We start from the raw sequence: 26,731 nt of genomic DNA, 5'->3' as shown, positions 1-26,731 counted from the left end.
GTTGATAAGATGCTTCAAATGCGTTCAATCACCGTAGCGATCCCCTGGCCCACACCAATACACATGGTCGCTAAACCGTATCGCCCTTCTCGGCGTACCAACTCGTGCACCAATGTCGTCATGATTCGTGCTCCGCTGGCCCCAAGTGGATGTCCGAGCGCAATCGCGCCGCCATTGACATTCACTTTGTCCGGGTCCAACGCCAATGCTTGCATGCAAGCGAGGGCTTGAGCGGCAAATGCTTCATTCAGTTCGATCAAATCCAGATCGTCCACCGTAAGCCCCTCCCGCGCTAACACTTTGCGCACGGCGGGCACCGGTCCCAGACCCATGGTCAGCGGGTTGGTTCCAGCCACGGCAAATGCCACCACGCGGGCCAACGGACGGCAACCCAAGCGAATGGCCGTTTCACGTTCCATCAACAATAGTGCCGACGCTCCGTCATTGATACCCGCCGAATTGCCAGCTGTCACCGTGCCGTTTGGCCGAAACACTGGTGGAAGCTGGCTGAGCTTGGCGAGAGTCGTCTGAGGCCGGGGATGTTCATCCGCAGACACCCAGACGGTTTCCCCCTTTTCCTCAGCCACCGGCACAGGCACCAGCTCCGCCTGAAACGCGCCTCGCACGCGAGCTTGTTCGGCCCGTTGTTGGCTTTGATAGGCAAATGCATCTTGCTCCTCGCGGGTGATGCCGCATTTTTCGGCTACATTTTCCGCGGTTTCTCCCATGCTGATCGGTTCATAGCGCACAGCCAACCGGGGATTAATGAACCGCCAACCCAAGGTGGTATCCACCAACGCCTGATCACCACGGGCCCATCCTTGCTCCGGCTTCAACATGACCAGCGGCGCCCTGGTCATACTCTCCACTCCCCCAGCAATCATCACATCGCCGCTACCGATCTGGATTGCCGCCGCAGCTTGATTGATCGCTTCTAATCCCGAACCGCACAAGCGGTTTACCGTGACTCCACCGATTTCTTCTGACAATCCGGCCAACAATAGCGCCATCCGAGCCACATTGCGGTTGTCTTCCCCCGCTTGGTTGGCGCATCCAAACACGACATCTTCGATCTCTACTTCATCCAGTTGCGAATTGCGCTCAACCAAAGCCCGGATGACATGAGCCGCCAGATCATCGGGGCGCACCCGACTCAAGCCCCCCCGATATCGGCCGATCGGGGTGCGCACGGCATCCACTATCACCACTTCGCGACGCCTCATCCCTCTGCTCCCTTCCGCACCGACTGCTCATCATAACAGTAGAAGCCGCGGCCGCTTGCCCGGCCCAGATACCCGGCGTAAACCATCTTGCGCAACAGCGGCGCCGGGCGGTAACGCTCTTCTCCCAGCTCCCTCTCCAATCCGGTCAATATGGCGACAATCTGGTCGATGCCGATGCGGTCTGCCCATTCCAGCGGACCGTACGGCCAATTGGTTCCTTTACGCATCGCCAAGTCGATATCTACTTTGTCAGCAATTTTTTCCGCCAGTGCAAAAGCCGCCTCATTTACCAATAGCGCCAAGGTACGCGGAAACACCAACCCCGGCTCATCTCCCACTTCTTCTACCTCTTTCCCCAAGCCAGCAAGCACTTGCAGATGTTCTGTCCAGCTGGCATCCTCTTCCGCTTGTAGGGGGCGACACACTTCCACCACCGGCATGTCCGCAAACTGCACGGGTGAAAACCCCACCACGCGCTCGGGATGGGCCAACCAAGAGGCGATCTCGGTCGCCGTCCGGTGCAAGACAGAGGTGAAAATGGGCGTCCGCTCGGAAACTACACGCTCCGCAGAGACCAGCCAATCGCGTTTGCCCCCATCACACCCGGTTTGCACATCAATCACTGCCAACACGTCACGGCCGTCCGCCTGCTCCGGCGACATGCAAGCTACTCGCTGTGACGCGAGAAATGTTGCCAACGGCTCCCGGAAAGGGCCATCCCCCAAAATCACCACCTTATCCGCCATACTCGTAATGCCCCTTTCCCGTCTTGCGTCCTAGCGCCTTTTGCTCCACCATCCGCTGTTGGTGATAATGCGGGCGGAACCGCGCTTCATGAAAAGTCGCTTCATATACGGAAACAGAAGCTGCCAAATTGACATCAATCCCGATCAGATCTTGCAGGGCAAAAGGCCCCATCGGAAAGCCAGCCCCCTCCAAAATGCGATCCACCTGCTCTTTGCGAGCTGACTGCTGGGCAACTAGCTTGACCGCCTCGGTATGGTACGAGCGAGCCACCCGGTTCACTAGAAAGCCGGGAGCGTCTGCTACCCGTACCGGCACTTTGCCCAAGCCGGATAACCACCCATAGACTTGTTTAAGCACGCGGGGCGCCGTCTGCGCACCTTGCACGACCTCGACCAAGGGCATGCGAGGCGCTGGATTGAAAAAATGCATGCCCAACACCCGCTCAGGTCGCTTGGTGACGCCGGCGATCGCAGTGATCGACAGCGAAGAGGTGTTGGAAGCAAGGACTGCTGTGGGGGACACAAGCTCATCCAACTGCGCGAACAGGGATTGCTTTGCTTCCAGTCGCTCCACGATCGCTTCAATCACCAGCTCGCATTTCGCCAACTCATCAAGACTCGCCACCGGTTGGATGCGTTCAAACATTCCCTCCGCTTTTTCGGCGGACAGACGTCCTTTGGCTACCCGCGCCGCCAAACGCTCCTTCAATTGTTTGCGGGCACGATCCATCACCGCGGGCGACATGTCCCATACCAACACCGGATAACCGGCCGCCGCCAGCACCTCCGCAATGCCCATCCCCATCGTACCGGCACCAACCACTGCTGGCGTTGTCAGCCACGACCCGCTCACTCAGCTTCCGCCTCTTCCCCGATGATCATGGTGATCAGCTTTCCAGCGAAGGACATCACATCTTTGGCAGCCGCCTTACCCTCAGGGGATTTCATTGCCGCCTGGAGAGCCTCCTCCGACTCAAAGTACATGTCGGCCTGCAAATAAAACGGCGACTCGGTTCCCATCGGGGTGCTTGAAAACTTGGTTACTTTCGTTTTGATCAATCCGGGCATTTTTTCGGTCAATGGCAGGTGAACCTCAAAATAATGCTTATCAAACGCCTGCTTGTCTTCCGGTTGTTTGTACAGAGCGACCAATTTTACCATGCTGATCATCCTCCCAAACTGGATAGTTTAATAAACTCGCCGTACGAACCTTTACCTCCGATCCAGAATGCGGACGGCCTTTCCTTCACTACGTGGCAATGATCCTGGCATCGTCACGCGCACACGGACAGAGACACCTAAATTTTCTTTCAGCGCCCCCTCCAACCGTTTGGTCAACGCTGAAAAATCGACGAGATTAAAAGAAGATTCCAACACTTCCACTTCAACCGTCAACCGATCCATCGATCCTTCTTTTTCTACAACAAGCTGATAATGAGGGCTTAATTCGGGCTGGGCCATCACGATGGGTTCAATCTCCATCGGAAACACATTTACTCCACGGATGATCAACATGTCGTCGATCCGCCCTTTGACGCGGGACATCCGGCGGTGTGTCCGCCCGCAACGGCAGGGTTCGCTCGTGACACTAGCCAAATCCCCCGTCCGGTAACGGAGGACAGGAAGCGCTTCTTTGGTCAATGTGGTGAACACCAGCTCACCCACCTCGCCCTCCGGCAGAACTTCTTCGGTGTGCGGATCAATCACTTCCACCAAGAAATGGTCTTCGGCGATGTGCAAGCCCTCTTTTGCCTGCCAGCACTCAATGGCCACTCCCGGTCCGACCACTTCTGACAAGCCATAAATGTCCACCGCATGAATGCCCCACAACGCCTCCAATTCCTGCCGCATCTCTTCCGACCACGGTTCGGCACCGAAAATCCCCACTTTGACTGAGCTGTTGCGGGGATGTTTGCCCGCTTGTATCATCGCTTCGCCCAGGCTCAAAATAAATGAGGGCGTTCCCGCGATCACGCGGGGGCTAAAATCTTCAATCAACGTCCACTGTCGCATGCGCCCGCCGCCAGAAACCGGCACCGTGACCATGCCTAACCGTTCGGCGCCGGCATGCATCCCTAATCCTCCCGTAAACAAGCCATACCCATAAGCATTGTGAAATACATCTCCTGGCTGGCCTCCAGCCGTCACCAGCGCCCGCGCACACACTTCACTCCACAAGCGCAAATCGCGTTCAGTGTAACCGACTACCGTCGGCTTCCCTTTCGTTCCCGATGAAGCGTGAAGGCGGCGCACGTCGGCGAGCGGCGTGGCGAACAATCCAAACGGATATTGGTCACGCAAATCCGATTTGCGGGTAAACGGCAACCGCGTGAGCTCGGCCAAACCGCGAAATGACTCGGGGTCAATGCCGGCTTGTTGCAGCTTCGACCGATAAAATGGCACATGTGCATACACGCGACGCACCGTTTCCAACAAGCGCCGTTCCTGCAACTGAGCCAACTCTCGCCTCTCCATCGCCTCCACTGCGGGTTGGTACATGGCGCCAACTCCTTTGATCACACTTTTTTCATGCCTTCAAACGGTTGCCGACAACGCGTGCAATAATAGATTGCGCGGCAGGCCGTCGGACCGAACAAATTCTCCACCTGCCCCTTTTCCTCCCCACAATATGGGCAAGATGGCAGCTCATCCACCTGCGAACCAGGTGGTGCGATCCCAAACTCCTTCAGCTTCCGCGCGCCCTCCGCAGTGATGCGTTCACTCGTCCATGGGGGGTCGAAGACAAAGTCAACTTCTACTTCAACGGAAGCGTCCGGCTCAGACAATTGGCGAACCACTTGCTTGCGGATCAAGTCCAGCGCTGGGCATCCCACAAAGGTTGGCATCATCTCGACATGCACCCGCCCCGGCATCACCTCCACCCGCTTGACCATCCCCATCTCTACCACACTCACTGTGGGAATCTCCGGGTCTTTCACTTCTTGCAACCGTTTCCAACATTCCGCTTCCGTCACCATTTCCTTCACCACCTCGCTACGGGGTCAAGGCGGTATACTTCTGTCATCGTCTCCAGCAACTGGGCCAATGCGGGGTCATGCTGCCCCAGCCGGCCATCGCGCCCACTAAGTGGAATCTCCCCCGGCCAGAGAAGGCCCGCTTGTCCGAAAATGACTTTCACCTGTTCTTCCCAGCGCTTCTGGCATTCGGCGGAGCCAAATGCGATGATCCCAAACCGCAACAGCGTTTCCTCATCCGCATCCCCAAAGGAAAAGAGGTCATCCAATTGCGGCCATAGGCGCACTGCCGCTTCCTCTAGGTATTGTCTCGCTTCACCGCCCGCTTTGCCCATGCGGACCACCCATGTCTTCATATGCAACAAATGGTACGCCTCTTCCCGCTGGATCTTCGCCACCCCGTGCCTGAGCGGCAGGTAACTGGATTGGCGCATCGCTTCCAGTCGGATCCCATCAAAAATGTCGTAGAGGGTGTGGCGGAGAATGGAGTATGCCCAATCGCCATTTTCCTGTTCCACCAGCTTGGCGTTGCGCCGTTCGTGGGTCTTTCGGGCAAAGGCCAGCCTATCAGGATCAGGTTCACCCAATTCATGCAAGAGCTCAAAGTAGAAGGCGGCATGTCCCACTTCATCTTGCGCAATCGAACTAAATGCGACATCTCCTTCAATGTCAGGGCACAGTCCCAGCCACTCCGAGTCCCGATGGCCCAATGTCAATTCATCGTCGGCCAACTGAGTTATCCACCGGACCAATGCCTGGTGATAAGTTGGATGCTCACGAGCCTGATGGGCGTCTTTGATGTCCATTCCTTCTCCCTCCTTCGCTCCGCCGCTCCACATAAGCCACGATCTCCTCCAATGTTAGCGCTTTCTCTTTAAACATACGCCACAGCCGTCCGTTTTCGGTGTACCCGGACACTTCACGATAACTCCGATCCAATTCGCGTCCCAACCACTCTCCATGTTCAGAAACAGCGGTGATCTGGTCCCGGGGAACCACCCACAGGCTGACCACTTTCTCCCGCCGCAAGAAGTTTTCCCGCGCCATCTGCGCTGCCACATCGGCGGAAGGGGCCAGCAAGTTGCCCACATGGACATGATGATCTAGATGCGTCCGCTGCACAAATACCTCGAAGACGCCATATTCCATTTTTTCAGTCATTTGATCCCACCTCACACCGCATGCATCAAAGCCCGGGAGCGAATCATCGCTTCACGCACCCAGAGTTGACCTTCGTGGGCGCGACGGCGCAACGCCATCCGCTCCTGCGATTTGGGACCCATACAGTCGCGCACAATCCGGCCAAATTTCTCCCAATCGGGCTCCGAATAGCGCCAGCACTTCTCTGTCTCGTCATAACGCAACTGCGGATCGGGCACCGTCAAGCCCAGCGACCAGATGCGCGGGACATACTTGTCCAAAAACTTTTGCCGCAACTCCTCATTCGTCTTAATGCGTATGCGGTAATGAAGCATACGCTCAGCCGCCGGGGTGACCTCTTTGGGGCCGAAAAAGAACAGCAACGATTCCCACCAGTAATTAACGGCCTCTTGCAACATCTCCCGTTGCGCTTCTGTTCCCATGGCCAGCGCCAAAATGATGTTCTCTCCATGTTGCATGTGAAAGCTCTCTTCGGCACAGATCCGCTTCAACACCCGGGCGTAAGGAGCGTAGGAGGTTTCTAGGAGCGCTGCTTGGTTAATGATGGCTGCCCCGTCGACCAACCAACCGATCACACCCGCATCTGCCCAAGTACGAGCTTCCATGTGAAAGACATTGTGAAATTTCACCCGTTGCCTGTAAATGTCGGAAATAAGCTCTTCACGCGTTTTGCCCCACGGGGCGCACAAATCCTCGGCGACGCGCAACAGCAACTGCCCATGGCCCATCTCATCTTGCACCTTGGCCATGATCGCCAGTTTGCGCCGCAAGCTGGGAGCCTTGGGAACCCACTCTTTCTCCGGATATGCACCCATGATCTCACTTACTGCATGCATGTGGATCAATTTGACTAGAAGTTTGCGGTATTCATCCGGCATCCATTCAGTCGCCTCGATCTTCTCTCCGCGTTCGATTCGCTCCATGAACGAACAGTAATCTTGTTCTTGCAAGCCTCTCCCTCCCATCCCTATCTCACAAATCCGTGCAGCATCAACGCTACAAACCGATCTGCGATTTCTTCGGCACTCAACCCGCCATCTGGGCGGTACCATTGGTAAATCCAGTTGCCCACCGATAAAATCAACAGACGGGCGAATTTCTCATCTTGCAATTGGAAGATCCCTTCTTGCACACCCTCCGCCAAAATGGCCGACCACATGCCTTCATATTGGTCCCGCTTTTCCTGAATCTGCTCAAACCGCTCACCCGTCAATGCCTTCCATTCATGGAAAAACACCGTGGCCGCTTCAAGATTGGCTTCCACCACTTGGATGTGCGCGCGAACGGCTTGCTTCAGCTTCTGCTTGGCCGTGACCCGGCTCTCCACGATCGGGGCCAACGATTGCAAGAAAGCATCCGCCCCCCGATTGGTGATCTCAAACAACAAATCTTCCTTGGTATTGATATGAGCATACAAGCTGCCCGCCAAAATTCCACAAGCTTCGGAAATATCACGAATCGTGGTGCCATGGTATCCTTTTTGGCTGAACAAGCGACAAGCGATGGCTAGGATTTCTTCTCTTCTCCCTTTTTTTGGCATAGCTAAATCCTTTCTTTAAAACAAGCGCTTGTTTGTTTTTATCGTAATAGAATATTCAGAGTTTTGTCAAGGTTTTATGAGAATTTGATCATAACTTCCCTACAAAACGGGTATTAATCTATTACAGCATTAACATACGCCAGCCGATCCCTTCCATCCACCGCAGGCTTAACCGATACCATCGGCCTAGACAAGTTGTGACTTACATGCGTTTTAATGAATGATTTTCCCATCTATTCAAACCAGCTCTCTTGGCCGAATTTCAATCAAAAAGAGTGCACCCCACAACGGAATGACGTGAAAAACTACTCTTATTAATGTATAAAAATATTCGCATAAATTGGGTTATTTATGGTAATATGAATATACAACCCCATTTTTTTCAACGATTTAACCCATCTTTTGGATGGAGAGATATGGATGGTGGGGTGCACCGAGTAACCCCTTTGCACCTGGGCTCACCGCCCTCCCAAGATCGGTTTTTCACCTATCGACACGGATGCAAACAAGATTGGCAGGCTTCCAACTTGACCAAATACAGAAAGGAGTGGCTTTCATGCATAGCCACAGGCCATTTGACACACCACTCCCTTCCAAAAATTGGCTTAATGAGTTAAAGCGAAATCCTTTAAGTTATCAGGTCTTAAATAGTAAGACGTTTATTAATAAAAAAATTAAACTTGCCGATTGGACATGCTTTCTTCATCACGACCATTATCTCAGCAAACATGAACTGATGCGCGTGGTGAAACGGCAACGCCGCCACACGCCGCGCACACGCATTTCCACCGCATCCATGGAATTGACCGTTCACATTGACAGCCACGCGTATGAACGTTGGACAGAACGGATCAGTCCTTGCCCAAGCCTCTCCCTGCTGCGAATCAGATTACAACAGCTCTTGCATTTGGGCCGCATTACCTTGTCACCAAAAGGATGGGGCTTCATCGACCAAGACATTTTGTTTGGTTATAAAATCATCGATCAAAAATTGATCATCCAAACATTCCTCGGCCGCGTTTCCCTTGTTCCCGCCCTCAACAACTACAAAGCGGTTCGCCGCTTCATCTCAACCCAACACGACCGGCTCGATTTGACGATCGCGCCCCATGTCCTACAACAACAACATCCGCCATTGATCCCCAAAGAACGCGTACAATTCAGCGGCAACCGCAATCGCTATGTGCTGGAAGAATATGCGTTCACCTTGCCCAATGGGCGCTTGAGCACCCTCTTTTTACTGGAAACGATCAAAGAGTACAATTCCAGCTTCCAACTCATCGACCCCACCAACCCCCACGGCCCCAAACTATTTCGCAGCGTATTATATTTCCTCCTTGAACAAGGCTATCAGGAATTCGTTTTAGAACATGTGCTCTTTCATAAGCAGGAAGCATTTTTGACGGCGTTCAACAAACGATTAGCAGAAGGGGAATTGAAACACATTGTATAAATAAAAGCGATGTCCCGCTGACGACATCGCTTTTTCCCGTGTCAATAGCAACTATCTTCTTTCCGGGTGTGGTGCCAAGGTCGGCGTGTTTGGTCATCAATACACCAAGTCGATAAATTCCTCTTTGGTGATGTCACCAAAATAATGCTTCACATCCACATCTGCCAACGCTTTCTCGATGGCATCCCGGTCATACCGAACCCCTGCCAAGCGCTGTTCAATATCGGCCACATCCCCCACACCAAAGAAGTCCCCATAGATTTTGCACTGGCGGATAACGCCTTTTTCCCCGACATCGAGGCGGATGTCAATCGATCCGATCGGGAACCGCTTGCTGTGTTGGACATTAAATTCCGGCGACTCGCCGAAATTCCAATCCCAATTCCGGTAACGCTGGTCGGCGATTTTTTCAATCTCGGCCCAATCTGCGGCGGTCAGTTCAACCTGCGGGATCGGTTGCTTTCCAGCGAAGATGTGCGTCAATAGCACCTGCCGAAAGTCCTGGATGGACATTGGTTCCACCAAGTAATCCACCAGGTTAGCAACCCGGCTCCGCACTGATTTGATCCCTTTGGATTCGATTTTTTCTTTCTTCACTTGCAGTGCTTTAACCACTTCTTCGATATTGACGTTAAACATCAGCGTGCCATGGCTGAACATGCGTCCCCTCGTTGAAAATTGGGCGTTGCCGGACACTTTCTTCCCATCGACCAAAATATCATTCCGCCCGCTCAATTCGGCTTTGATGTTCAAACTCTCCAGTGCGGAGATGACCGGTTCTGTAAACTTGCGGAAATTAGCAAAGCTCTTGCCATCGTCTTTGGTGATAAAGCTGAAGTTGAGATTGCCCAGATCATGGTACACCGCTCCACCACCGGACAGCCGGCGCACCACGTGAATGCCTTTTTCCCGCACATAATCGACATTGATTTCTTCCACTGTGTTTTGATGTTTGCCGATAATGATGGAAGGTTCATTGATATAAAACAGGAGATACGTCTCCTCAATATCCAAATGCTTGAGTGCATACTCTTCTATCGCCAAGTTGATCCGCGGATCAGTGATGTTCCGATTGTCGATGAATAACATGTTTCGTTCCTCCACTCTTGTTGCGTTCATTGTATAGGATAACCTTGGACGCCCTCCGCTTACAAGGGAACCGGAATGATAGCGCGCTTCCTGGGGAATTCCTTCATGTCAACATCAGAAAAATCATGTAAAATGATTGCATATCATGTCGAGCTATGCTTTGTAAGTGGGTGAATCGAGTGTCAATCGAACAAGCGGAACTACTCCTGCAAAAATTTTACGGTTACGCTACATTCCGTCCGGGGCAACGCAAAATCATCCAGAGCATCTTGGCCGGGCATAACACGATGGGCATTATGCCGACTGGCGGGGGCAAATCCATCTGCTACCAAATTCCGGCGTTGATGTTTCCAGGGATTACCATCGTGATTTCCCCCTTGATCTCCTTGATGAAGGATCAAGTGGACGGCTTAAAGCAACTAGGCATTTCCGCCACATACATCAACAGCACGCTACAACCCCATGAGATCGACCAGCGCATTGAAGCGCTCCGATCCGGCGAAGTCAAATTGCTCTACATCGCACCTGAGCGCTTGGAATCTGAGCGCTTCCAAACCATTTTCGAGACATTGCCCATCTATTTGGTTACCATTGACGAAGCGCACTGTATCTCGACGTGGGGACATGACTTTCGCCCTAGCTACCGCTCCATGGCCGAACGCTTGCTGACATTGCCGCGCAGGCCATTGATCGCCGCCTTGACCGCGACAGCCACGGTGGATGTGCGCGACGATATCGCCAATTTGTTGCAAATCTCGCCAAAGCATATTTTCTCGACTAAGCTGGAACGGGACAATCTTTCCTTTTATGTCCACCGCGACGGGCAAAAGCGTGAATTCATCACGCAATATCTGCGCGATCACCCAGGGCAGACCGGCATCCTATATTGCTCCACCCGCAAAGAAGTGGATCAGTTGCATCGCTATTTGCAAGAAGAAGGCTTTCCTGTCGCCAAATATCATGCAGGCATGAGCGATCTGGAGCGCAATCGGGCCCAAGAAGCGTTTTCCTATGACCGGATTCAAACCATCATCGCTACTAACGCGTTTGGCATGGGGATCGACAAATCCAATGTCCGATTTGTAATCCATTATAATCTGCCCCGCAACCTGGAATGTTACTATCAGGAAGCGGGACGAGCTGGCAGGGATGGCGACCGAAGCGAGTGTATCCTGCTGTTCTCGCCGACGGATATCCAAACGCAAAAATACCTGATCGACCATTCCGAGATGACTCCGGAGCGCAAAACGTTGGAACTTAGCAAATTACGGTGCATGGTGGATTATTGCTTTACTGATGAGTGTTACCAGCAAGCATTTATCCGGTATTTTGGCAATGATCATCCCTACACTTGCGGCACCTGTGGCAATTGCCGCAAAAAGCTGGGCGAAGCAGAAGACCGCACCATTGATGCGCAAAAAATCTTCTCCTGCATCAAACGCATGAATGAACGCTTCGGCTTCACCGTGGTGTCCAAGGTGTTGCGCGGGTCCAAAAACAAGCGCATTCTCAGCTGGGGGTTGGATCGCCTCTCCACCTATGGCATCATGAAAGACCACACCGAAAAAGAAATCATCCAGCTTTGCCACCAGTTGGTGAGCAACCATTACCTCACCCTGGACTTGTCACACCCCAGCGTGCCCGTTGCCAAGCTGACGCCACTGGCGATTGAGGTCTTAAAAGGTTCCCGGCGCGTACTGCTCCACCGCGAAGAAATACGCACGCCGATGGTTGAGCCTAGCCGAGGTTCTCTGCTGTTCGAAGAACTGAAAGCACTCAGGAAATCGATTTCCGAGCGAGAACAATTGCCGCCATACATCATTTTCCAAGACAGCACGCTCAAAGAGATGTGCCGACGCTTGCCGATCACCGAACAGGAGATGCGAGCCATCCCCGGTGTGGGTGAGCTGAAATACGCCAAACACGGTCATGCTTTTCTAGCCTTGATTCAAAAATACGTGGACAAGCATGGGCGCAGGCGAACAGCTTCCGCTCCCGAACAGTCGGAAAAAGAACAGAGTCACCTGCACACCTACCGTTTATTCCAAGAAGGGAAAACGATCGATGAGATCGCCAAACTGCGGCAATTGACGCGGGGAACGATTGAAGACCATCTCATCCGCGCCGGCCTAGACGGCCATCCGCTGGATTGGGACGCCTTCATCCCTGCCCGCTGGGAAGCACTGATCATGCGCAAAATCGACGAATTAGGCGCGCACAAACTCCGTCCGCTCAAAGACGCGTTGCCAGACGAGGTAGACTACATGGCTATCAAAGCAGCCATCTTAAAAAAAGAGCTGGCCGAACTGCAAACGCAGTGATCCGTCCCATTGCACCCAACACGAAGGCGTGTTTCTGGGAAACGGTATTTCCAACGCTTCCCCGGAACACGCCTTAGATACACCAAAGCAGGCGTTATGACAGGCTGACTTTATCCTTGACCAGCACATAAACCTCCCCATGTTTCGTGATAACGATCCGATCCCGTTGTTCCCCACTGGCAGCAAGCAACCGCTCCAATGGCTCATGCAAAGGCTCCTGCGACAACTTGATCGTATCCCAATGAATCGGCACCAACACATTGGCTCCTGTATCGAGAAACATCTGCCACGCCTGTTCGGGGGTGCAATGTGCCCATTGGTATTTGTCCGGACTGTATGCACCGATGGGCATGAAACACAGATCGATCTCCCCCCGTTCGCGTAGACGGTAAAAATCCGGGGTGTAGGCGGTGTCACCCGGAAAGAAGATCCGCGTGTCCCGCTTTTCAATTAAATACCCGGTATACCCATAATCCACATTCCATGGATACCGATTTCCCCAATGCTTCACCGGCACCGCTTTAATGGTTAGGCCGCATTCGCTGAGCTGAACTTCCTCTTCTCCACTCAATTCCACAATTCGCCGGCATGGCATACCCTTTAACAGCTTGGACGTGTTTTTGGGCACGACCATCAACACATCAGGGTGCGCCAGCCGCTTTAACGTGGGGATATCAAAATGGTCAAAATGGGCGTGGGACAACAGGATCACATCTACTCGTCCCAAGTCATCGTAAGTGACCGCTGGTTCAACATGACGGCGAGGACCGATCTGCCAATCGCCGATCCCCAGCTGCTGCCCAACACGTCTTCCTAGCACCGGATCTGTGATCACTTTTACCCCGTATATATTCATCAGTACGGTCGAGTGACCGATCCAGCCAACCGTCACTTCTTCCGCAGACCACTCGGCCGGCTTGAGCGACCGGTCTGGCTTCACCAACCGCGTCCGCCGCTTGACCCGGCGAACCGACAGCACCGCAACCAATGTCGCTATGAGCATAAACCACAGAAAAAGGCTCATGTTCCCATCCCCTGCTTTTTATATTTTTTTAACCATAACCCATTTCGATTAACCCATTATGCATATAAAATGAAACATTCATATAAATAAGGCAAGTCTCTTGGATGATGTGTTTATCCACTTATTTATGTTAACCTAAACAGAGATGCATCTATTATCTCAACAGAAAGAGTGTCATCCATTATGATCCGTTTATTTGTGAGTGACTTAGACAACACCTTATTCAATGACGAAAAAACTGTGAATCCGGAGGACAAAGAAGCCTTAATGGCACTTGTCGACGCTGGGGTGCAAGTCTGCCTCGCCTCCGGGCGCATGGATAAAGAATTGGTTAGCGTGATGAACGAACTGCAAGGAGAGTTCCACCGCATCAGCCAAAATGGCGCGTTCATCTATGATACGAATAATCAACGCCTGTATTCCGCCCACTTCGACGGGGATACGGCCCGCGAGTTGTTCCAGATCGCCGAACCATATCAGCTTGTTGGCTTCATTAGCCAGGAAGATGGCATGTTTGTGCCGCGCAAAAGTGAGTTGGTTCAACAGATCGAAACACAGATGCGCATGCCGATCGAAGAACGGGCCGATGTGCTCGACTGCCTAGGCACCTCCATTTTCGCCAGCAAGCTATGCTACATCGGCGACATGGACGAAATCAAAAAGTTGGAAGCCACAGTGAAAGAACATTTCGCCGACAGGGTTGACTCCTTCATTTCCGACCGGCATTGCATCGATTTCATGCCGCCTGGCGTCTCCAAAGGGGTTGGTCTTAAACGGCTGATCGATCACTTAGGCATGAAGGAAGAGGAAGTGGCCTGCATCGGCGATTCCTACAATGACATCTCCATGCTCCGACTGACGAAGCACAGCTTTGCGATGGCGGTCGCCGATGCCGCAGTGAAACAGGAAGCAACCCACACCGTAGCCTCTGTAGCGGAAGCGGCCCGCTGGGTATTGGCGTACAATAGCCAAATCTCAGCGAAATGACCCCCTTGCCTCATCGGTCTAAACATTCCTGTTGAAAGGAGGGATTGTGCGATGGAACTTCTGTTTTTGGGCACTGGCGCTGGCATCCCGTCCAAACAGCGAAATGTTTCATCCCTCGCTCTCATCATGCCGGAGTACAAAGGAGACACCTGGCTGTTTGATTGCGGTGAAGCCACCCAGCATCAAATACTTGAACATCCTGTCCGCTTAGGAAAAGTAAGCCGGATATTCATCACCCACCTCCATGGGGATCATATCTATGGGCTTCCGGGCGTATTGGGAAGCCGGAGTTTTCAAGGAGCCGAAACGCCATTAACCGTTTACGGCCCCAAAGGTTTGCGTTCCTTTATTGAAGTGGCGATGCAAACGAGTTGCACCTACTTGCGTTATCCCCTCACCATTCATGAAGTGGAAGAAGGGGACACATTGAAGGAAGGCCCCTTTACAGTGACGGTGGGAAAATTGGACCACGGTATTCCCTGCTTCGGCTACCGATTGCAAGAAGATGAGCAACCCGGTGCCTTGGATATCGAGAAACTGAAAGCCGAAGGCATCCCGCCTGGCCCCCACTATCAAGAGATTAAACAGGGGAAAACGGTGACTCTCCCCGATGGGCGCGTCATCAATGGACAAGATTACATCCACCCCCCCAAACCGGGGCGCATCTTGGCCATCCTCGGAGACACCCGGCCAACTCCTTCCGCAGAAGCCTTGGCGCAACACGCTGATGTGTTGGTTCATGAGTCCACCTACGGGGCGGGTCAGGAAGGGTTGGCCACCGCCCACCATCACTCCACATGTGTCCAAGCGGCCACTGTGGCCAAAAATGCCAACGCCAAAGCGCTGATTCTAACCCACATCAGTTCACGATTCATGGAAGAGGATCATGCGCAATTGTTGAAAGAAGCGCAAACTGTCTTCACTGCCGTCCAGATCGCGCATGACGGGTTCCGGTATCAATTATGAGTGTTTCGTTGCCAGGCCATTCATCAACTACCCGGCGAAGACAGGCGCCTATCGATGAGGCGCCTGTTTTTTTACAGGAGCGGCTTTTGTCTTAACCACAAATGTTTTGGTAAAATATATCAATAAGGCATCCATCACACAAAGGAGGAGAATGCCCCATGCGCCGCCATCCCTTCGGGGTATCCTTGTTTAGCCTGCTTCTGGCCTGCTTGATGCCGGTTCCCGTTCTCGCCGCTTACGCTCCTTTATCAGAGAAAGAAAGCAAGCCACTCCCGTCCGCCAAGCGCGTGAATGACGCCCTCCCGGCGAGCTGGGATTTCCCCCTCCCCACTAGCCCGATCTTACGTGCGGGCCCGCCATCAGCAGCAGGAATGCGAAACGAACCGCTACGAGCGTTAGACACCGCCCTGAACCGGGCCATCGAACAAAACCATATGCCCGGTGCGGTGATGTTGGTCGCCCGCCGCGGTGTCATCGTCAAGCACCAAGCGTACGGCTATGCCGCCAAGTACCGCGATGCCTCACGAACCCCTCTCGCCCAACCCGTTCCCATGACCAAACATACCCTGTTTGACGTGGCTTCCATCAGTAAAATCTTTACCGCCATCGCCGTGATGAAACTCTATGAACAAGGCAAGTTCTCACTCGATGATCCCGTAAGCCGCTACATTCCCGAATTCGCGGCAAACGGCAAAGCGACCGTCACTATCAAGCAATTACTGACGCACACATCTGGATTCCGCCCCGGCCTTCCCTTATATCAGATGGGCGGCAACCGGGATGACCGCCTGCAAGAAGTGTTCCGTTGCCCGCTCGACCATGCCCCCGGAAGCACCTATGTATACAGCGACCTCAACATGATCACGTTGGGTGCTCTGGTGGAACGCCTCACCGGCAAGCGACTGGATCAATATGTGAAAGAAACGATCACAGGGCCCTTGGGAATGGTTGATACAATGTACAATCCACCCGCATCTCTCAAGCACCGCATCGCCGCTACCGAATACCAGTCCAATCCCGACCGCGGGCTGGTTTGGGGTCAAGTGCATGACGAAAACGCCGCTTCCTTGGATGGCGTGGCGGGCCATGCCGGTGTATTCTCTACAGCCACCGACTTGGCCAAGTTGGCCCATCTCTTCCTATTACGCGGCCGATACGGCACCACCCGCATCTTGGATGAACAGACCGTGGCCTTAATGGAACACAACTTCAACACCGACTTTCCCGGTGATGACCACGGCCTTGGTTGGGAGCTGAATCAAGGATGGTACATGGACGCCCTCGCTAGTCCCCATACCGTTGGCCATACTGGTTTTACTGGTACTTCCCTCGTCGTCAACCGGGAGCAAGCCACCATCGCCATTCTGTTGACCAATCGGGTACATCCCACCCGACAAACGCCTTCACTCAACCCGGTTCGGAGGGAAGCGGCGCGGTTGGCCGCTGACGCCATTCCAGTCGCCATGCGGAGGCCGGCTTGGTTCGCAGGCTACGGCGATGGGTTGAACCGCACGCTGACAGCCCATCTGCCAGCCTCGGCCGCCAAAAAAACATTATCCTTCGCCACTTGGCATCATCTCGAAACCAATGCCGATTTTGGCATTGTCGAAACATCTGCGGACGGTAAGACTTGGCAACCCTTGCATTCGGTCACTGGAAGGAGTGCAGGCTGGAAGCGGGTCAGCTTGCCCCTGCCTACCAACGCCCGCTACCTCCGCTTCCGCTATCAGACGGATGTCTCGATCAACGGGCGGGGGTGGTATGTCGACCAACCCACTGTCAAGCTAGAAAACGGCGAGATACGCCCTTTGCAAATGACAGGAATGGAATGGCAACGAAGAGAACATTAAACAAAGCCCCTTCTGCGACCGCAAGAAGGGGCCACTCCAGTTAGCCAATCTGCTTTTCCTGTACAGGTAGGGAGGAGGATTCGGAGGCCTCCGCGTGCCGGTATACGAGTGCCAGTAGCACAAAGGCGGCCAGAGAAGCGGAAATCAGGTAAAACAGGGCATGTCCTCCCCACCCTTTGATGAGCAGTCCACCCGTATAGGGCCCTAGCATGCTCCCTAAGCTGAAATGAACGGAGGCGATCATATTCGCTGTAGGGAGGTAACGGGAAGGCAACAGATCTGTCACATAAGCCAGCCCCAAGGAAAAAATGGAACCGATCAATCCACCGATGAGGGAGAAAGCAACAAACAAAGCCCAGGCGTTGGGCATCAGATGAGGGATGAGGAACATGCCTACGGCCCCCAAGGCACACACGGCCATGAGCAACCGTTTGCGGCCGATTTTATCGCCCAAGATGCCAAGCGGAATCTGGAAGACCAAACTTCCCCACACAAAGGCGGAAATCAACACGGAAATCCATCCTTTGGAAATGCCCTCGCGCAGTCCGATCACTGGGAAGTTGCCCGCCAGCGACGCTTCCAAAAAACCGTACAACATTGCTGGACACAAAGCGACCAAGCCGATCCGGTACACCACGGCGACATGATGTTTGGCCGCCTTCTCTTCCCTTTTTTCGCTGGTGACCTTCTCTTGGTCTTCTTTCAATTGCATCGCCAAGCCAATCGTAACGACCAAAAGCGCAAACATCGTCCACACAGGGACATTTTCGCCTAGCGACAGCAAATTCAGACCCAACGGGCCGATCCCAAACCCCAACCCGTAGAAGAACCCGTATTGGGAAATACGCTTTCCTCGTTCATTCGGCAGTGCGGTTGAGGTAATCCACAATTGGGTAGCATAATGTAGAAAACTGTCTCCAATCCCCACCGTGAACCGCAAAGCGCTCCACACCCAGATATTGGTGAATAAGGGGATCAATCCAACCGCCACGGTGGTGATGCTAAGGCCCAACAAGATCATCTTTTTGTAGCCGTAACGCCCAACCATCCACGCGCACAGCGGTGAGGCAATCATGATGCCCACGTACAGCGCGGCTGCGCTCAGTCCGTTAACATCCGCGCTGACGCCCCGCTCCTCCAAGAACGTCGTCAGCAAAGGAATCAGCAAGCCTTGTGTCGACCCGGTAATACATACGACAAAAACCAATATGTAAAACCGTTTCATTGACCATGTTTGACTCATATCAACATCAGCCACCTTTTCATCATCTCCGCAAAGGATTATAGTGCTTGACAGGAAAATTAGCAATACGAAATAAAATAAGACAGGAGGAACCCCATTGTTTACAACTTTTTCAGCCAATGGCCTATTCAGCGGCGTCTTTGGTTCAATCATCAAAGCGATGATCATCCTGGTCTTGGCCGGCATCGCCTACGCCGTCCTTAAACAAGTGATCATTCGCGCAACCGTGTCTAGCAAACACTTGAACAAAGGCACCCAGCAACGCATTCAAACCATTCAAAGCCTCTTGGTAAACATCGCTTCCTATGTGATTTTCTTCATCGCTTTGGTTTCCATCTTGCCTGAATTCGGCATCAATATATCCGCTCTGCTCGCCAGTGCTGGCGTTTTGGGACTGGCCATCGGGTTCGGAGCCAAAGACTTGGTCAGCGACATCGTCACCGGTTTCTTCATGTTGATGGAAGACCAAGTGCATGTGGGGGAAGAGATTACGGTAAACGGTTTTAGCGGCACCGTGGAGCATGTGGGCCTGCGGACGCTCAAACTTCGTTCAGCCAACGGTGACCTCCATTTCCTGCTCAACCGCGACATCAAATCGCTCACCAACCACTCCCGTGGCGTGATGCAAGCCACCGTCGATCTCCCCTTGCCCGCTGACATCGATGTGGAAAAAATGATCGCATACTTAGAAGAGACGTGCCGCAAAATGAAACACCACATCCCGGCAATTGTTGAGGGGCCCACCGTGTTGGGAGTGGAAAATATCAACACAACCGAAACCGTGATTCGCGTCTACGCCCGCACGGAAAACGGAGAACAGGCGCGCGTGGAGCGGGAAATGCGCAAAGAACTGAAGATGGCGCTGGACCAAAGTGAATTCGCTAAAGTCAGCGCAACCTAGGCCGCACGCAAAAGGCATGTATCGGCAAACGTCTCCTCTTTTCTGCGGATATTGGCTATAATAAGACTATTACCAATTGTGTTGCGGAAAGGAGAGGGGTTTATGTATCATATGACCGTGTATAGTGAGAATGGGGAAGTATTGATTGACCAAGCCGTGGAAGCCGCGACAGATGCCGCTGCCAAACAGGAAGCACACCGACTCTTGCAAGAAAAAGGTTACGAGACAAAACCACATCGCGTCTTCCATCGCACAGGTCGCCTAGTCATGTTTAAGCCGCACCAATTCGACACCAAAACAAGCAAAGCCACAATCTGATCCAATCCGTCCAAAATCCCCGCTCTTGCCGGGGATTTTGACTTTGGTTGGAGCTAAACTAGGGCGTGTCTGATGAATAGGCCAGCGGCTCCAAAACCATTTTCTCATTCGCTTCACTTGCGCATCGGCGCTCCTCGAAAAAAGGTTTTTCCGCCGCTTCTTCCCCACCCACTTGATTTGCCAGACACACCCTAGATTGCCGCTTTGACAAACCCGTTTCCATTCTCACTCCATAGGTCACAAAAACGTAAACAATTAGCAGAACATTCGGATTGTATATATTTACCATATTCCCTATAATATTCATATCGTTAATTCATTCCCTACTCACCGTCTCCGCCCCCATGACCCAATTCCCTTAAAGGAGTGATTCATTCATGTTGCACAAGAAACAGCTGTTTGCGTTAGCTGCCTCCTTGTCATTCGTTTGCGCCATCGTCTTTTCATCCAGCGGCTCTGCCGTTTATGCGACGGTTACAGAAGCCCCATCCCCCCACACCCCCGTTTCCAACAAAGGCGCCACCATTCAGCCCGTCCCATACGGCAAAGACACAGTCAAACAACGCTTCGGGGCTTACACCAAAGGGCACAAGGGCACCCAAGAACGGCGCGATCTCACAGCCTCCCCATCTGAAACCAAACCAGACGGCGGCGCTGGTACAGAATCGATCATCGGCGCAGACAACCGCACCCGAGTCACCAACACAGCCGTCTACCCCTATAGCGCCATTGTACATATCGTCAGCGACATCGGTGGATGTACTGGTTGGATGATCGGTCCGGACACCGTGGCCACCGCCGGCCATTGCTTGTATGATCCCAACGAAGACAAATGGGCCTCCTTTGCTACCGTTTATCCGGGAAGAGACGGCGACCACCTTCCCTATGGCTCCGCCGATGGCGTGGAATTCTTCTCCGTGATCGGCTGGGTACATGACGGCAACACCAACTATGATTATGGTGCGATCAAGCTGGACAAACGCATCGGCGACTCCACCGGTTGGTTCGGATACCGATACCAATCCGGCTCCATGAACGGGACGGCTGAAAACATCAGCGGCTATCCCGGCGACAAGCCATACGGAACCCAATGGCAACACGCCGATCGTATTCGCGAAACACACAAACACAAGCTGTTATACGCCAACGACACCTATGGCGGCCAAAGCGGCTCTCCTGTTTACCAAAACAGCTATGCCTATTGCGGCGTCTGCTCCATCGCGATCCATACCAACGGTGTGTACGGCGGCTCCAGCTATAACCGCGGCACGAGAATCACAAAAGAGGTTTTCGAAAATTTGAACACCTGGAAAGCGCAATGACGTCTATAAGATAGGGTGGGAGTTTCCCCTCTATCTTTTTTTGTTAAAGGAGGATCATGATCATGAACCTTACACGCTTCTCCAGCTTCTTCCTCTCCCTGCTTTCAATCAGCATGCTGGTCAGCGCTGGATGCAACAATCTCAGCGGAGACGCGCCCAATCCCCAGCCGGGACAACGCATCACTGTCACGGGCACTGTCGTGGACACAGACGGACATCCGATCGCCCAAGTCCTTGTCATGCCTGAACCCGCCGACGACAAAAGCGGACCCATTCCCGAAATCGCCGTCTACACTGACGCGGAAGGCCGTTTCTCCTGGACGGTTCCTCCTGGCACGTATGACTTTGTCTTTCGCAAGCCAGGATACGCCCTTCACAAGGAGCGGGTACAAGCCATACCTGGCAAACAAGCGCCCCACCTGCGGGTGCAACTCAAACCGAATTGATCCGCAAAAATTCCCCGTTTTCTAGAGCCAGAAAACGGGGAACTGCTTTTATCGTGAGCAAAAGTAGGATGTATCGTGTTTACATCTTAAGGAAACTCAGATAACGTTGAACATATTGCTCCTCTCCGTTAGGCCTTTTCCATCCATGATTCCAAACCACTTCATCTTGAAAGGAGATAGAACAATGATGCGCACACCTACACCGCTCATCCTGCTCCTCTGCTGCCTGCTCAGCGCTTGCGGGGGAACGGCGGAAACGGCAAACCCGCACCCATCTGCCATGCCAGAGCAAGCCTCGCCCCCGAAAGCACTAACCGATGTATCTGGGCAAGTCTTGGACCAGCTGGGCAACCCTCTCCCCGGTGTCATCGTCACCCCCATTCCCACCGGATCGCACCCTGTCGCCTTGCCGCGCATCGTGCGTTATACCGACGCCAATGGCAAATTTACTTGGCCGGTGCCACCCGGTACCTACGATTTCACCTTCCAGTGCAACGGATACTTAGGGCAACGCATCTCCGTCGACACCACCAAGACAAAGGCGCCAATCACCGTACGCTTGATGCCGGCCAAATAACTAACAGCCCCCTCCACATGGGGGGCTTTGTTGCGCCTATGGTGTGGTTGGGTAATCAAAAGTTTTCAAGCCAAACGAAATATAATAGCCACGATTGTTTATTTTCGTTCCTTTTTATCTGTAATGATATTCATCTTCGGACGTTCTCCTATATGAAAGAAAAGAGGTGTCCCATCAGGATACTTACTTAACTCTTTTTGTAACCATTTCTCAGCCTGTTCATTCTTTTCACCCTCAATATACTCAACATAAGCACCAGCCCCGCCTTCTTTGCAAATGGCAAGAGGCCACTGCACACGATCAAATCCATCCTTTGGTGGATGATTCTTTAACGCTTCTTTGTTTCTAGCTCCTTCATTTTTACGATCCAACGTACAAGTAGTGATTTTCGTTACTCTGAAAGCTTTTCGAAAGAACGAAACTCTTTCAGGAAACTACTGATCCGAAATGAAAAAGGCTCGATCATCGACTTTTACTATATTGATTTTCTTTGATTCTTCATGCATCGTACACCCTGCCAAAACGAAAATAGAACAGAAAATGATGATCAAATTACGCATTAACTACCTTCCACCTCCATTGAATACGACGAAAATAACAAAAAAATTTGCGGAATCAAAAAATAACGAGCTATATGCACAGCCCGCTTGATCCAGATGTGGCCCAAGCTTGCTTATCTGTTTGATACGAGGCCTTGTTGACAACAATCCTATGTAAACCATGTTAACCACTCATTCATTTTGGTCTTTCTTCACTTGTGATCCGTTCAGCCCACCAACCTTTGGGTAGTGGGCTTAATTTTGCTTTTATGTTCACCACGTAAAACGAATGGCGTTTCGAGCCTGATTAAGTATGGTCTGGGCCAATGGAATATTATTGCCGTCGCAACTAACCATGATTATTTCCCACCATCTATTAGGTGTTGGATGGGAAAGATGAGCAATGGAAACGTAACATCCGTCTTTATGACCTGAAATTTCCCAATTGGTCACACGTACATTATTAAATCCTCGTCTCGTCAATTCTCTTGAAATTTCTTGTTTTTGTTGTTGCAACCGGTTAAAGTCTCCATATAGAACACCTTCATTACCCAAATTGGTGCCCCAAAATAATGTTGCCAAGAGGGCTCCTCCTTTCATATGGTGATTCTGCTGATTGATCTTATGTCTAAACGGAACACATCGTTCCTGTTAGGAAGATAAATAGGCTCATAAAGGAATCGATGGTTTAAAGGAAAAGCATCTGATGAGTTAAGGCTTGTCTGAAGAATAGGCCAGCGCCTTCAATTTCATTTTTCTATTCGCTTCACTTGTTCATCGGCACTCATCAGGAAAAAAGGGTGTCCGCTACTACTACTATCCCGATTCCTTAATGCTTTTTCAGATAGCTTTACTTTCCCTTAAGACCCTAACAATGATCTATCCCCAATAAACAAACTAAACCGGCCCTCTAATGAGATGCCGGTTAATTTAACACGATAGAAGATGTAAATATGTTAAATCCCTTTTAGGATGGTTTTATCCTTTTAACAGATCCGCTTGCTAATTTCATCCTTCTCTTAATGTCTAAAACCCATACCTTTGTATTATCAACAAGCTGTTTACTTACAGTAGCGTTTTCATAAGCTCAGCCAATTTTCTAACTTTATTTTTGGCTTGCAAATCGATCTTTAGCAATTTCATCTTTAATCCTTTCACTGAGTGAAACCTAACATTCTACACTTTCTTCGTCTGAAATCATTGATGCAATCAATTTGAACCATTCATAAATTTCACCATCAGGATCCCTTTCCCTTAAACGCTCGAGTGTCATTTTTGATGCAACCACATTGTTCAACTTGTTCTTTATCTTATCTTTATTGTGTTCTTTAGCTCCTTCTAATATCAAAGCATTATGAACTATATTCACGACATCATCCTCGTCAGTAAAATTGACTCGCACACCAAACACTTCATAAATAGCATCGGGGTGAAGATAGTTTTCCATCTCTCTTTTTCTTGTAAGAAAAGCCTTAGATCCATCTTCTCTTTTATTTTCTTTTTCTGCGGCTTTAAGATATTTAGGATTATTTCCATTATCGCTGTCATATATATGTACTTCTGGTATTCCAAATGCACTTAAATAACGCTTATTAACCCATTTACTTAAAATACTTCCTCCTAGAGGAAACACAACAACTCTCGGATCACCCTTCAACTCATTTCCAGCAATATCCCCTAAAACAGGAATTCCATTATCTTGAGTGTGTAACAAACGACTAATATGTTCAAGAAAACTTACATCATGAGGTCCTTCTACACAGACAAATAACTTAACTCGTCTATCTGGCAATACACCCAACTGATCAGCAATTTCAGCATAAACCTCACTGTCACCTTCACGAACCCTTCGTTCCCCATCTTTATCCACATCAATATATCTTAATGTCTCAATAGGTAACAAACCTGCCAAACTCGGGACATGCGTTGTAATGATAACCTGACAGTTGCTCTGTTGTGCCAAAGATTTCAGTGCATCGACAAGCACTTTTTGGTACTCGGGATGCTGCGCTGTCTCTGGCTCCTCAATAGCATAAATAATACCAGATCCCCCTTCCTCTTGTTGCCTTCGCTCAGCTTCTGCACGGAAAAAACTTAGTAATATGATACGCCTTGCTCCACTGCCACGTTTATTGATGGGAATGTCGTTATCACCAACCAAACAAAGCTTAAAAACACTTTCCCATTTTGGTTCTTTAAAATTAGGAACTAATTCTTTTGCAAGATCAGGATTCATTTCCTGTAACATTTTCAACGTCCTATTAGCAACATCTTCTGCTTGTTTCTTTACAATCTCTTTAACTTCAGATAACTTATCTTGTACAGACTTAATTGCCTCACTAATTGCCACTTTCATTGGGTCTTGTACTTCGGAGTCACCATCTTTACTGGTACGGTCTGCCTGAAACAAAGCAAAGTGGGGTAAAACTTTAGCAATGCTGTCCCAAATATGTTTATTTAGTTGAACCTTTGTTTTTTGTATATTCAATTCACCTATATTATTTCTAATTGCAAAACGGAGCGCCGAATTAGACCTCTGATCAATCTCGCTTAAGTCAATACCCATATCTTTGGCACGGGTTTTCAATTCTGAATTGGACAATTCCAATAGATCTTTGACTTCATCACGTGTTGGATGATTGGCAACAACAAATACGTTTTCTCTAGGTGTTTTCAAAGTGCAATCAAACACCTTATGAATTTCCAAATCTCCATCTTCATTTAAGAGATATTCTTCTTCCAATGTTGTTTGTGATAATGTATCAAGCACGATCTTTTTCGGAAGATCAGTAAACACACACCCAATTACCACTTTCTTTTCTTCACTATTCACATTGGCATCTAATCTGTCAAATTTCACAATACCATTTGTTCCATTAAAAAAAATATCCAATGCCTCTAAGATCGTTGACTTTCCCACATCATTTTTTCCTATAAATGCAGTAAAATCACTGATGTTAACCCGAATCTCTTTCTTGTATGCTCTAAAATTCTTAAGTACAACCGTTTTAAGTTTCAAATTCCATCCCCCCATCAGAAATTTCATTTTGGAGTCTATAGCATAATTCAGAGAACACATTACAAACTTTAAAAACTAAATTTAGTTTATTTCACTATTTTACAATAATCAATATAGAAATATTTATAATAATTTTTTTATAAACGTATATGATATAAATTTCAATCAATTAAAAGATATAAACTACTCATTAGGTTAACATCCAATCTAGCACCGGCAGACTAATTTATATCAAAACAACTTAATCACTATCACCCTATTGACGTCGTTATATTAAACCCTCGATTAATCTACAATTCATATAAAGAGTCCGCTAATAGTTCCCGCACATCAAACAACCCGATGACAGACTCGCATCGGGTTGGTCGCTTGCTTATTTGTACAAAATGTCATCTCTTAAAGTAGCCACTTTATTCAATGCGGTGTCGATATCCGACTCAGGCACACCGAAGTGCGCGAGGGCATCATGCAAGTGCTTCACAATCGCGTCAAAATGCTCTGGTTGCAGGTTCATGCCTTCATGCGCTTTCGCCATGGACAGACCGCTGTATTGGTTTGGGCCGCCCAATGCGAAACTGATAAATTTGGTCTGATGGCGGCGCTGTTTCTCCATGTCGGTGTTCTCAAAAAAATGGTTTACTGTATCATCAGCTAATACCAATTCATAAAAGTAGTCAACTACTTTGGCGATGGTTTCTTCTCCGCCAAGCTTTTCGTAGAGTGTGCTTGTTTGAGGCATAACCCTGTTCCCTCCACTTTTTTCTGTTGCAATTCCCCTTGTATTATTAACACACGAATTGGTTTTATGCAAAGAAAAAAGCGGAAGGGCGTTTACTTCATTGGGTCATAACCTGCAAAAAGTCCCGCATGAATGCCTTCTTCTGCATGCTGATGGCGATCCGGTGTATGATTTTTCCTGGTACGCTAGGGGTGGGGATTTCTCTGAAATCGGCCACACTTACTCCTCTGGTCACCGATGTAGCAGATTGCACGACTGCCACGGAACGATCAACAAAAGTTTTCTGGGAGTG

The 26,731-nt window shown here is 50.6% G+C and carries 28 protein-coding genes; 10 read left to right on the top strand and 18 right to left on the bottom strand.

Annotation, left to right across the window (positions count from 1 at the left end; all coding sequences use genetic code 11):
• Positions 1 to 14 precede the first annotated feature (14 nt).
• The 10 genes from QQZ12_RS01100 to QQZ12_RS01055 are packed head-to-tail and all read right to left on the bottom strand — an operon-like array spanning position 15 to position 7,645.
• Positions 15 to 1,223, bottom strand: a complete 1,209-nt coding sequence (locus tag QQZ12_RS01100; protein ID WP_284723832.1) for a thiolase family protein — start codon at positions 1,221 to 1,223, stop codon at positions 15 to 17.
• A complete protein-coding gene (locus QQZ12_RS01095) occupies positions 1,220 to 1,969 on the bottom strand; it encodes a 3-hydroxyacyl-CoA dehydrogenase family protein (protein WP_284723831.1) in 750 nt (249 codons plus the stop codon). Before QQZ12_RS01095 ends, QQZ12_RS01100 begins: the two co-directional genes overlap by 4 nt.
• Positions 1,959 to 2,822, bottom strand: a complete 864-nt coding sequence (locus QQZ12_RS01090; protein ID WP_284723830.1) for a 3-hydroxyacyl-CoA dehydrogenase family protein — start codon at positions 2,820 to 2,822, stop codon at positions 1,959 to 1,961. The genes QQZ12_RS01095 and QQZ12_RS01090 overlap by 11 nt, the downstream gene beginning before the upstream one ends.
• Positions 2,819 to 3,130: an EthD family reductase gene (locus tag QQZ12_RS01085; RefSeq protein WP_022737872.1), complete on the bottom strand. Its 312-nt coding sequence runs from the start codon at positions 3,128 to 3,130 to the stop codon at positions 2,819 to 2,821. Before QQZ12_RS01085 ends, QQZ12_RS01090 begins: the two co-directional genes overlap by 4 nt.
• Before the next feature lie 51 nt (positions 3,131 to 3,181).
• Positions 3,182 to 4,468: a phenylacetate--CoA ligase family protein gene (locus QQZ12_RS01080; protein WP_102991629.1), complete on the bottom strand. Its 1,287-nt coding sequence runs from the start codon at positions 4,466 to 4,468 to the stop codon at positions 3,182 to 3,184.
• A 17-nt stretch (positions 4,469 to 4,485) separates the two neighbouring features.
• Positions 4,486 to 4,947: a 1,2-phenylacetyl-CoA epoxidase subunit PaaD gene (gene paaD / locus QQZ12_RS01075; protein WP_154986529.1), complete on the bottom strand. Its 462-nt coding sequence runs from the start codon at positions 4,945 to 4,947 to the stop codon at positions 4,486 to 4,488.
• Positions 4,948 to 4,952: 5 nt separating this feature from the next.
• On the bottom strand, positions 4,953 to 5,750 hold the full coding sequence (gene paaC / locus QQZ12_RS01070) for a 1,2-phenylacetyl-CoA epoxidase subunit PaaC (RefSeq protein WP_284723829.1): 798 nt from the start codon (positions 5,748 to 5,750) through the stop codon (positions 4,953 to 4,955).
• Positions 5,719 to 6,105, bottom strand: coding sequence for a phenylacetic acid degradation protein (locus tag QQZ12_RS01065; protein WP_022737868.1), 387 nt, complete (start codon positions 6,103 to 6,105; stop codon positions 5,719 to 5,721). The genes paaC and QQZ12_RS01065 overlap by 32 nt, the downstream gene beginning before the upstream one ends.
• Before the next feature lie 11 nt (positions 6,106 to 6,116).
• A complete protein-coding gene (gene paaA, locus QQZ12_RS01060; RefSeq protein WP_106342540.1) occupies positions 6,117 to 7,070 on the bottom strand; it encodes a 1,2-phenylacetyl-CoA epoxidase subunit PaaA in 954 nt (317 codons plus the stop codon).
• Positions 7,071 to 7,072: 2 nt separating this feature from the next.
• Positions 7,073 to 7,645: a TetR/AcrR family transcriptional regulator gene (locus tag QQZ12_RS01055; RefSeq protein ID WP_102991625.1), complete on the bottom strand. Its 573-nt coding sequence runs from the start codon at positions 7,643 to 7,645 to the stop codon at positions 7,073 to 7,075.
• Positions 7,646 to 8,201: 556 nt separating this feature from the next.
• Between QQZ12_RS01055 and QQZ12_RS01050 the strand changes: the two genes are divergently transcribed.
• Positions 8,202 to 9,098, top strand: coding sequence for a hypothetical protein (locus tag QQZ12_RS01050; RefSeq protein WP_102991624.1), 897 nt, complete (start codon positions 8,202 to 8,204; stop codon positions 9,096 to 9,098).
• A 96-nt stretch (positions 9,099 to 9,194) separates the two neighbouring features.
• Here the strand turns inward: QQZ12_RS01050 and lplA are convergent, their stop codons facing one another.
• Entirely contained in the window at positions 9,195 to 10,187 is a 993-nt protein-coding gene (lplA, locus tag QQZ12_RS01045; RefSeq protein ID WP_102991623.1) for a lipoate--protein ligase, read from the bottom strand.
• A gap of 179 nt (positions 10,188 to 10,366) precedes the next feature.
• Here lplA and recQ point away from each other — a divergent pair, with 179 nt between their 5' ends.
• A complete protein-coding gene (gene recQ, locus QQZ12_RS01040) occupies positions 10,367 to 12,508 on the top strand; it encodes a DNA helicase RecQ (protein WP_284723828.1) in 2,142 nt (713 codons plus the stop codon).
• Between the two features lie 94 nt (positions 12,509 to 12,602).
• Here recQ and QQZ12_RS01035 read toward each other — a convergent pair whose 3' ends face one another.
• Positions 12,603 to 13,532 (bottom strand): MBL fold metallo-hydrolase, encoded by a 930-nt coding sequence (locus QQZ12_RS01035; RefSeq protein ID WP_284723827.1) that lies wholly within the window; start codon positions 13,530 to 13,532, stop codon positions 12,603 to 12,605.
• 183 nt (positions 13,533 to 13,715) lie between these two features.
• On the opposite strand from QQZ12_RS01035, the gene QQZ12_RS01030 reads away from it, so the two are divergent.
• The 3 genes from QQZ12_RS01030 (at position 13,716) to QQZ12_RS01020 (ending at position 17,335) form a co-directional block, all read left to right on the top strand.
• Positions 13,716 to 14,519, top strand: a complete 804-nt coding sequence (locus QQZ12_RS01030; RefSeq protein ID WP_102991620.1) for an HAD family hydrolase — start codon at positions 13,716 to 13,718, stop codon at positions 14,517 to 14,519.
• 51 nt (positions 14,520 to 14,570) lie between these two features.
• On the top strand, positions 14,571 to 15,485 hold the full coding sequence (gene rnz, locus QQZ12_RS01025) for a ribonuclease Z (RefSeq protein WP_284723826.1): 915 nt from the start codon (positions 14,571 to 14,573) through the stop codon (positions 15,483 to 15,485).
• 158 nt (positions 15,486 to 15,643) lie between these two features.
• Positions 15,644 to 17,335 carry a serine hydrolase domain-containing protein gene (locus QQZ12_RS01020; RefSeq protein ID WP_284723825.1) on the top strand — a complete coding sequence of 564 codons (1,692 nt, stop codon included), beginning with the start codon at positions 15,644 to 15,646 and terminating at the stop codon, positions 17,333 to 17,335.
• A gap of 40 nt (positions 17,336 to 17,375) precedes the next feature.
• On the opposite strand, the gene QQZ12_RS01015 is transcribed toward QQZ12_RS01020, so the two are convergent.
• Complete coding sequence (locus QQZ12_RS01015; protein ID WP_284723824.1) at positions 17,376 to 18,731, bottom strand: MFS transporter; 1,356 nt, start codon at positions 18,729 to 18,731, stop codon at positions 17,376 to 17,378.
• On the opposite strand from QQZ12_RS01015, the gene QQZ12_RS01010 reads away from it, so the two are divergent.
• Both QQZ12_RS01010 and QQZ12_RS01005 read left to right on the top strand, forming a co-directional pair.
• On the top strand, positions 18,676 to 19,479 hold the full coding sequence (locus tag QQZ12_RS01010) for a mechanosensitive ion channel family protein (RefSeq protein WP_284723823.1): 804 nt from the start codon (positions 18,676 to 18,678) through the stop codon (positions 19,477 to 19,479). The genes QQZ12_RS01015 and QQZ12_RS01010 overlap by 56 nt on opposite strands.
• Before the next feature lie 102 nt (positions 19,480 to 19,581).
• Entirely contained in the window at positions 19,582 to 19,797 is a 216-nt protein-coding gene (locus tag QQZ12_RS01005) for a YhzD family protein (protein WP_102991616.1), read from the top strand.
• A gap of 58 nt (positions 19,798 to 19,855) precedes the next feature.
• On the opposite strand, the gene QQZ12_RS01000 is transcribed toward QQZ12_RS01005, so the two are convergent.
• Entirely contained in the window at positions 19,856 to 20,020 is a 165-nt protein-coding gene (locus QQZ12_RS01000; protein ID WP_154986540.1) for a hypothetical protein, read from the bottom strand.
• 154 nt (positions 20,021 to 20,174) lie between these two features.
• Between QQZ12_RS01000 and QQZ12_RS00995 the strand changes: the two genes are divergently transcribed.
• The 3 genes from QQZ12_RS00995 (at position 20,175) to QQZ12_RS00985 (ending at position 22,142) form a co-directional block, all read left to right on the top strand.
• Positions 20,175 to 21,119: a trypsin-like serine peptidase gene (locus QQZ12_RS00995; RefSeq protein ID WP_102991615.1), complete on the top strand. Its 945-nt coding sequence runs from the start codon at positions 20,175 to 20,177 to the stop codon at positions 21,117 to 21,119.
• A gap of 62 nt (positions 21,120 to 21,181) precedes the next feature.
• On the top strand, positions 21,182 to 21,565 hold the full coding sequence (locus tag QQZ12_RS00990; RefSeq protein ID WP_181352962.1) for a carboxypeptidase-like regulatory domain-containing protein: 384 nt from the start codon (positions 21,182 to 21,184) through the stop codon (positions 21,563 to 21,565).
• 184 nt (positions 21,566 to 21,749) lie between these two features.
• Positions 21,750 to 22,142 carry a carboxypeptidase-like regulatory domain-containing protein gene (locus tag QQZ12_RS00985; RefSeq protein WP_189318967.1) on the top strand — a complete coding sequence of 131 codons (393 nt, stop codon included), beginning with the start codon at positions 21,750 to 21,752 and terminating at the stop codon, positions 22,140 to 22,142.
• 98 nt (positions 22,143 to 22,240) lie between these two features.
• On the opposite strand, the gene QQZ12_RS00980 is transcribed toward QQZ12_RS00985, so the two are convergent.
• From QQZ12_RS00980 to QQZ12_RS00965, 4 genes are all read right to left on the bottom strand, one after another.
• Complete coding sequence (locus QQZ12_RS00980; protein WP_123827402.1) at positions 22,241 to 22,513, bottom strand: hypothetical protein; 273 nt, start codon at positions 22,511 to 22,513, stop codon at positions 22,241 to 22,243.
• Positions 22,514 to 22,954: 441 nt separating this feature from the next.
• The gene (locus QQZ12_RS00975; RefSeq protein ID WP_102991611.1) at positions 22,955 to 23,263 is read right to left on the bottom strand and encodes a hypothetical protein; all 309 of its coding nucleotides are present in this window, start codon (positions 23,261 to 23,263) and stop codon (positions 22,955 to 22,957) included.
• Positions 23,264 to 23,849: 586 nt separating this feature from the next.
• Positions 23,850 to 25,700: an ATP-binding protein gene (locus tag QQZ12_RS00970; RefSeq protein ID WP_284723822.1), complete on the bottom strand. Its 1,851-nt coding sequence runs from the start codon at positions 25,698 to 25,700 to the stop codon at positions 23,850 to 23,852.
• Positions 25,701 to 26,073: 373 nt separating this feature from the next.
• On the bottom strand, positions 26,074 to 26,439 hold the full coding sequence (locus QQZ12_RS00965) for a group I truncated hemoglobin (RefSeq protein ID WP_102991609.1): 366 nt from the start codon (positions 26,437 to 26,439) through the stop codon (positions 26,074 to 26,076).
• Positions 26,440 to 26,731: the final 292 nt, after the last annotated feature.

Origin of the sequence: Laceyella tengchongensis (genome assembly GCF_900182735.1) — a bacterium.
In the GTDB taxonomy this organism is placed as follows: domain Bacteria; phylum Bacillota; class Bacilli; order Thermoactinomycetales; family Thermoactinomycetaceae; genus Laceyella; species Laceyella tengchongensis.
Note: the sequence above shows the minus strand (reverse complement) of the source record. Positions and strands in the feature narration are given on the sequence as shown.

Excerpts from the sequence above, each read along its gene's own strand:
- QQZ12_RS01100 (WP_284723832.1), bottom strand. The coding sequence starts at position 1,223 with ATGAGGCGTCGCGAAGTGGTGATAGTGGATGCCGTGCGCACCCCGATC.
- QQZ12_RS01095 (WP_284723831.1), bottom strand. The coding sequence starts at position 1,969 with ATGGCGGATAAGGTGGTGATTTTGGGGGATGGCCCTTTCCGGGAGCCG.
- QQZ12_RS01085 (WP_022737872.1), bottom strand. The coding sequence starts at position 3,130 with ATGGTAAAATTGGTCGCTCTGTACAAACAACCGGAAGACAAGCAGGCG.
- QQZ12_RS01080 (WP_102991629.1), bottom strand. The coding sequence starts at position 4,468 with ATGTACCAACCCGCAGTGGAGGCGATGGAGAGGCGAGAGTTGGCTCAG.
- paaD (WP_154986529.1), bottom strand. The coding sequence starts at position 4,947 with ATGGTGACGGAAGCGGAATGTTGGAAACGGTTGCAAGAAGTGAAAGAC.
- paaC (WP_284723829.1), bottom strand. The coding sequence starts at position 5,750 with ATGGACATCAAAGACGCCCATCAGGCTCGTGAGCATCCAACTTATCAC.
- QQZ12_RS01065 (WP_022737868.1), bottom strand. The coding sequence starts at position 6,105 with ATGACTGAAAAAATGGAATATGGCGTCTTCGAGGTATTTGTGCAGCGG.
- paaA (WP_106342540.1), bottom strand. The coding sequence starts at position 7,070 with ATGGGAGGGAGAGGCTTGCAAGAACAAGATTACTGTTCGTTCATGGAG.
- QQZ12_RS01055 (WP_102991625.1), bottom strand. The coding sequence starts at position 7,645 with ATGCCAAAAAAAGGGAGAAGAGAAGAAATCCTAGCCATCGCTTGTCGC.
- QQZ12_RS01050 (WP_102991624.1), top strand. The coding sequence starts at position 8,202 with ATGCATAGCCACAGGCCATTTGACACACCACTCCCTTCCAAAAATTGG.
- lplA (WP_102991623.1), bottom strand. The coding sequence starts at position 10,187 with ATGTTATTCATCGACAATCGGAACATCACTGATCCGCGGATCAACTTG.
- QQZ12_RS01035 (WP_284723827.1), bottom strand. The coding sequence starts at position 13,532 with ATGAGCCTTTTTCTGTGGTTTATGCTCATAGCGACATTGGTTGCGGTG.
- QQZ12_RS01030 (WP_102991620.1), top strand. The coding sequence starts at position 13,716 with ATGATCCGTTTATTTGTGAGTGACTTAGACAACACCTTATTCAATGAC.
- rnz (WP_284723826.1), top strand. The coding sequence starts at position 14,571 with ATGGAACTTCTGTTTTTGGGCACTGGCGCTGGCATCCCGTCCAAACAG.
- QQZ12_RS01020 (WP_284723825.1), top strand. The coding sequence starts at position 15,644 with ATGCGCCGCCATCCCTTCGGGGTATCCTTGTTTAGCCTGCTTCTGGCC.
- QQZ12_RS01015 (WP_284723824.1), bottom strand. The coding sequence starts at position 18,731 with ATGATTGAACCAAAGACGCCGCTGAATAGGCCATTGGCTGAAAAAGTT.
- QQZ12_RS01005 (WP_102991616.1), top strand. The coding sequence starts at position 19,582 with ATGTATCATATGACCGTGTATAGTGAGAATGGGGAAGTATTGATTGAC.
- QQZ12_RS01000 (WP_154986540.1), bottom strand. The coding sequence starts at position 20,020 with ATGGAAACGGGTTTGTCAAAGCGGCAATCTAGGGTGTGTCTGGCAAAT.
- QQZ12_RS00995 (WP_102991615.1), top strand. The coding sequence starts at position 20,175 with ATGTTGCACAAGAAACAGCTGTTTGCGTTAGCTGCCTCCTTGTCATTC.
- QQZ12_RS00990 (WP_181352962.1), top strand. The coding sequence starts at position 21,182 with ATGAACCTTACACGCTTCTCCAGCTTCTTCCTCTCCCTGCTTTCAATC.
- QQZ12_RS00985 (WP_189318967.1), top strand. The coding sequence starts at position 21,750 with ATGATGCGCACACCTACACCGCTCATCCTGCTCCTCTGCTGCCTGCTC.
- QQZ12_RS00965 (WP_102991609.1), bottom strand. The coding sequence starts at position 26,439 with ATGCCTCAAACAAGCACACTCTACGAAAAGCTTGGCGGAGAAGAAACC.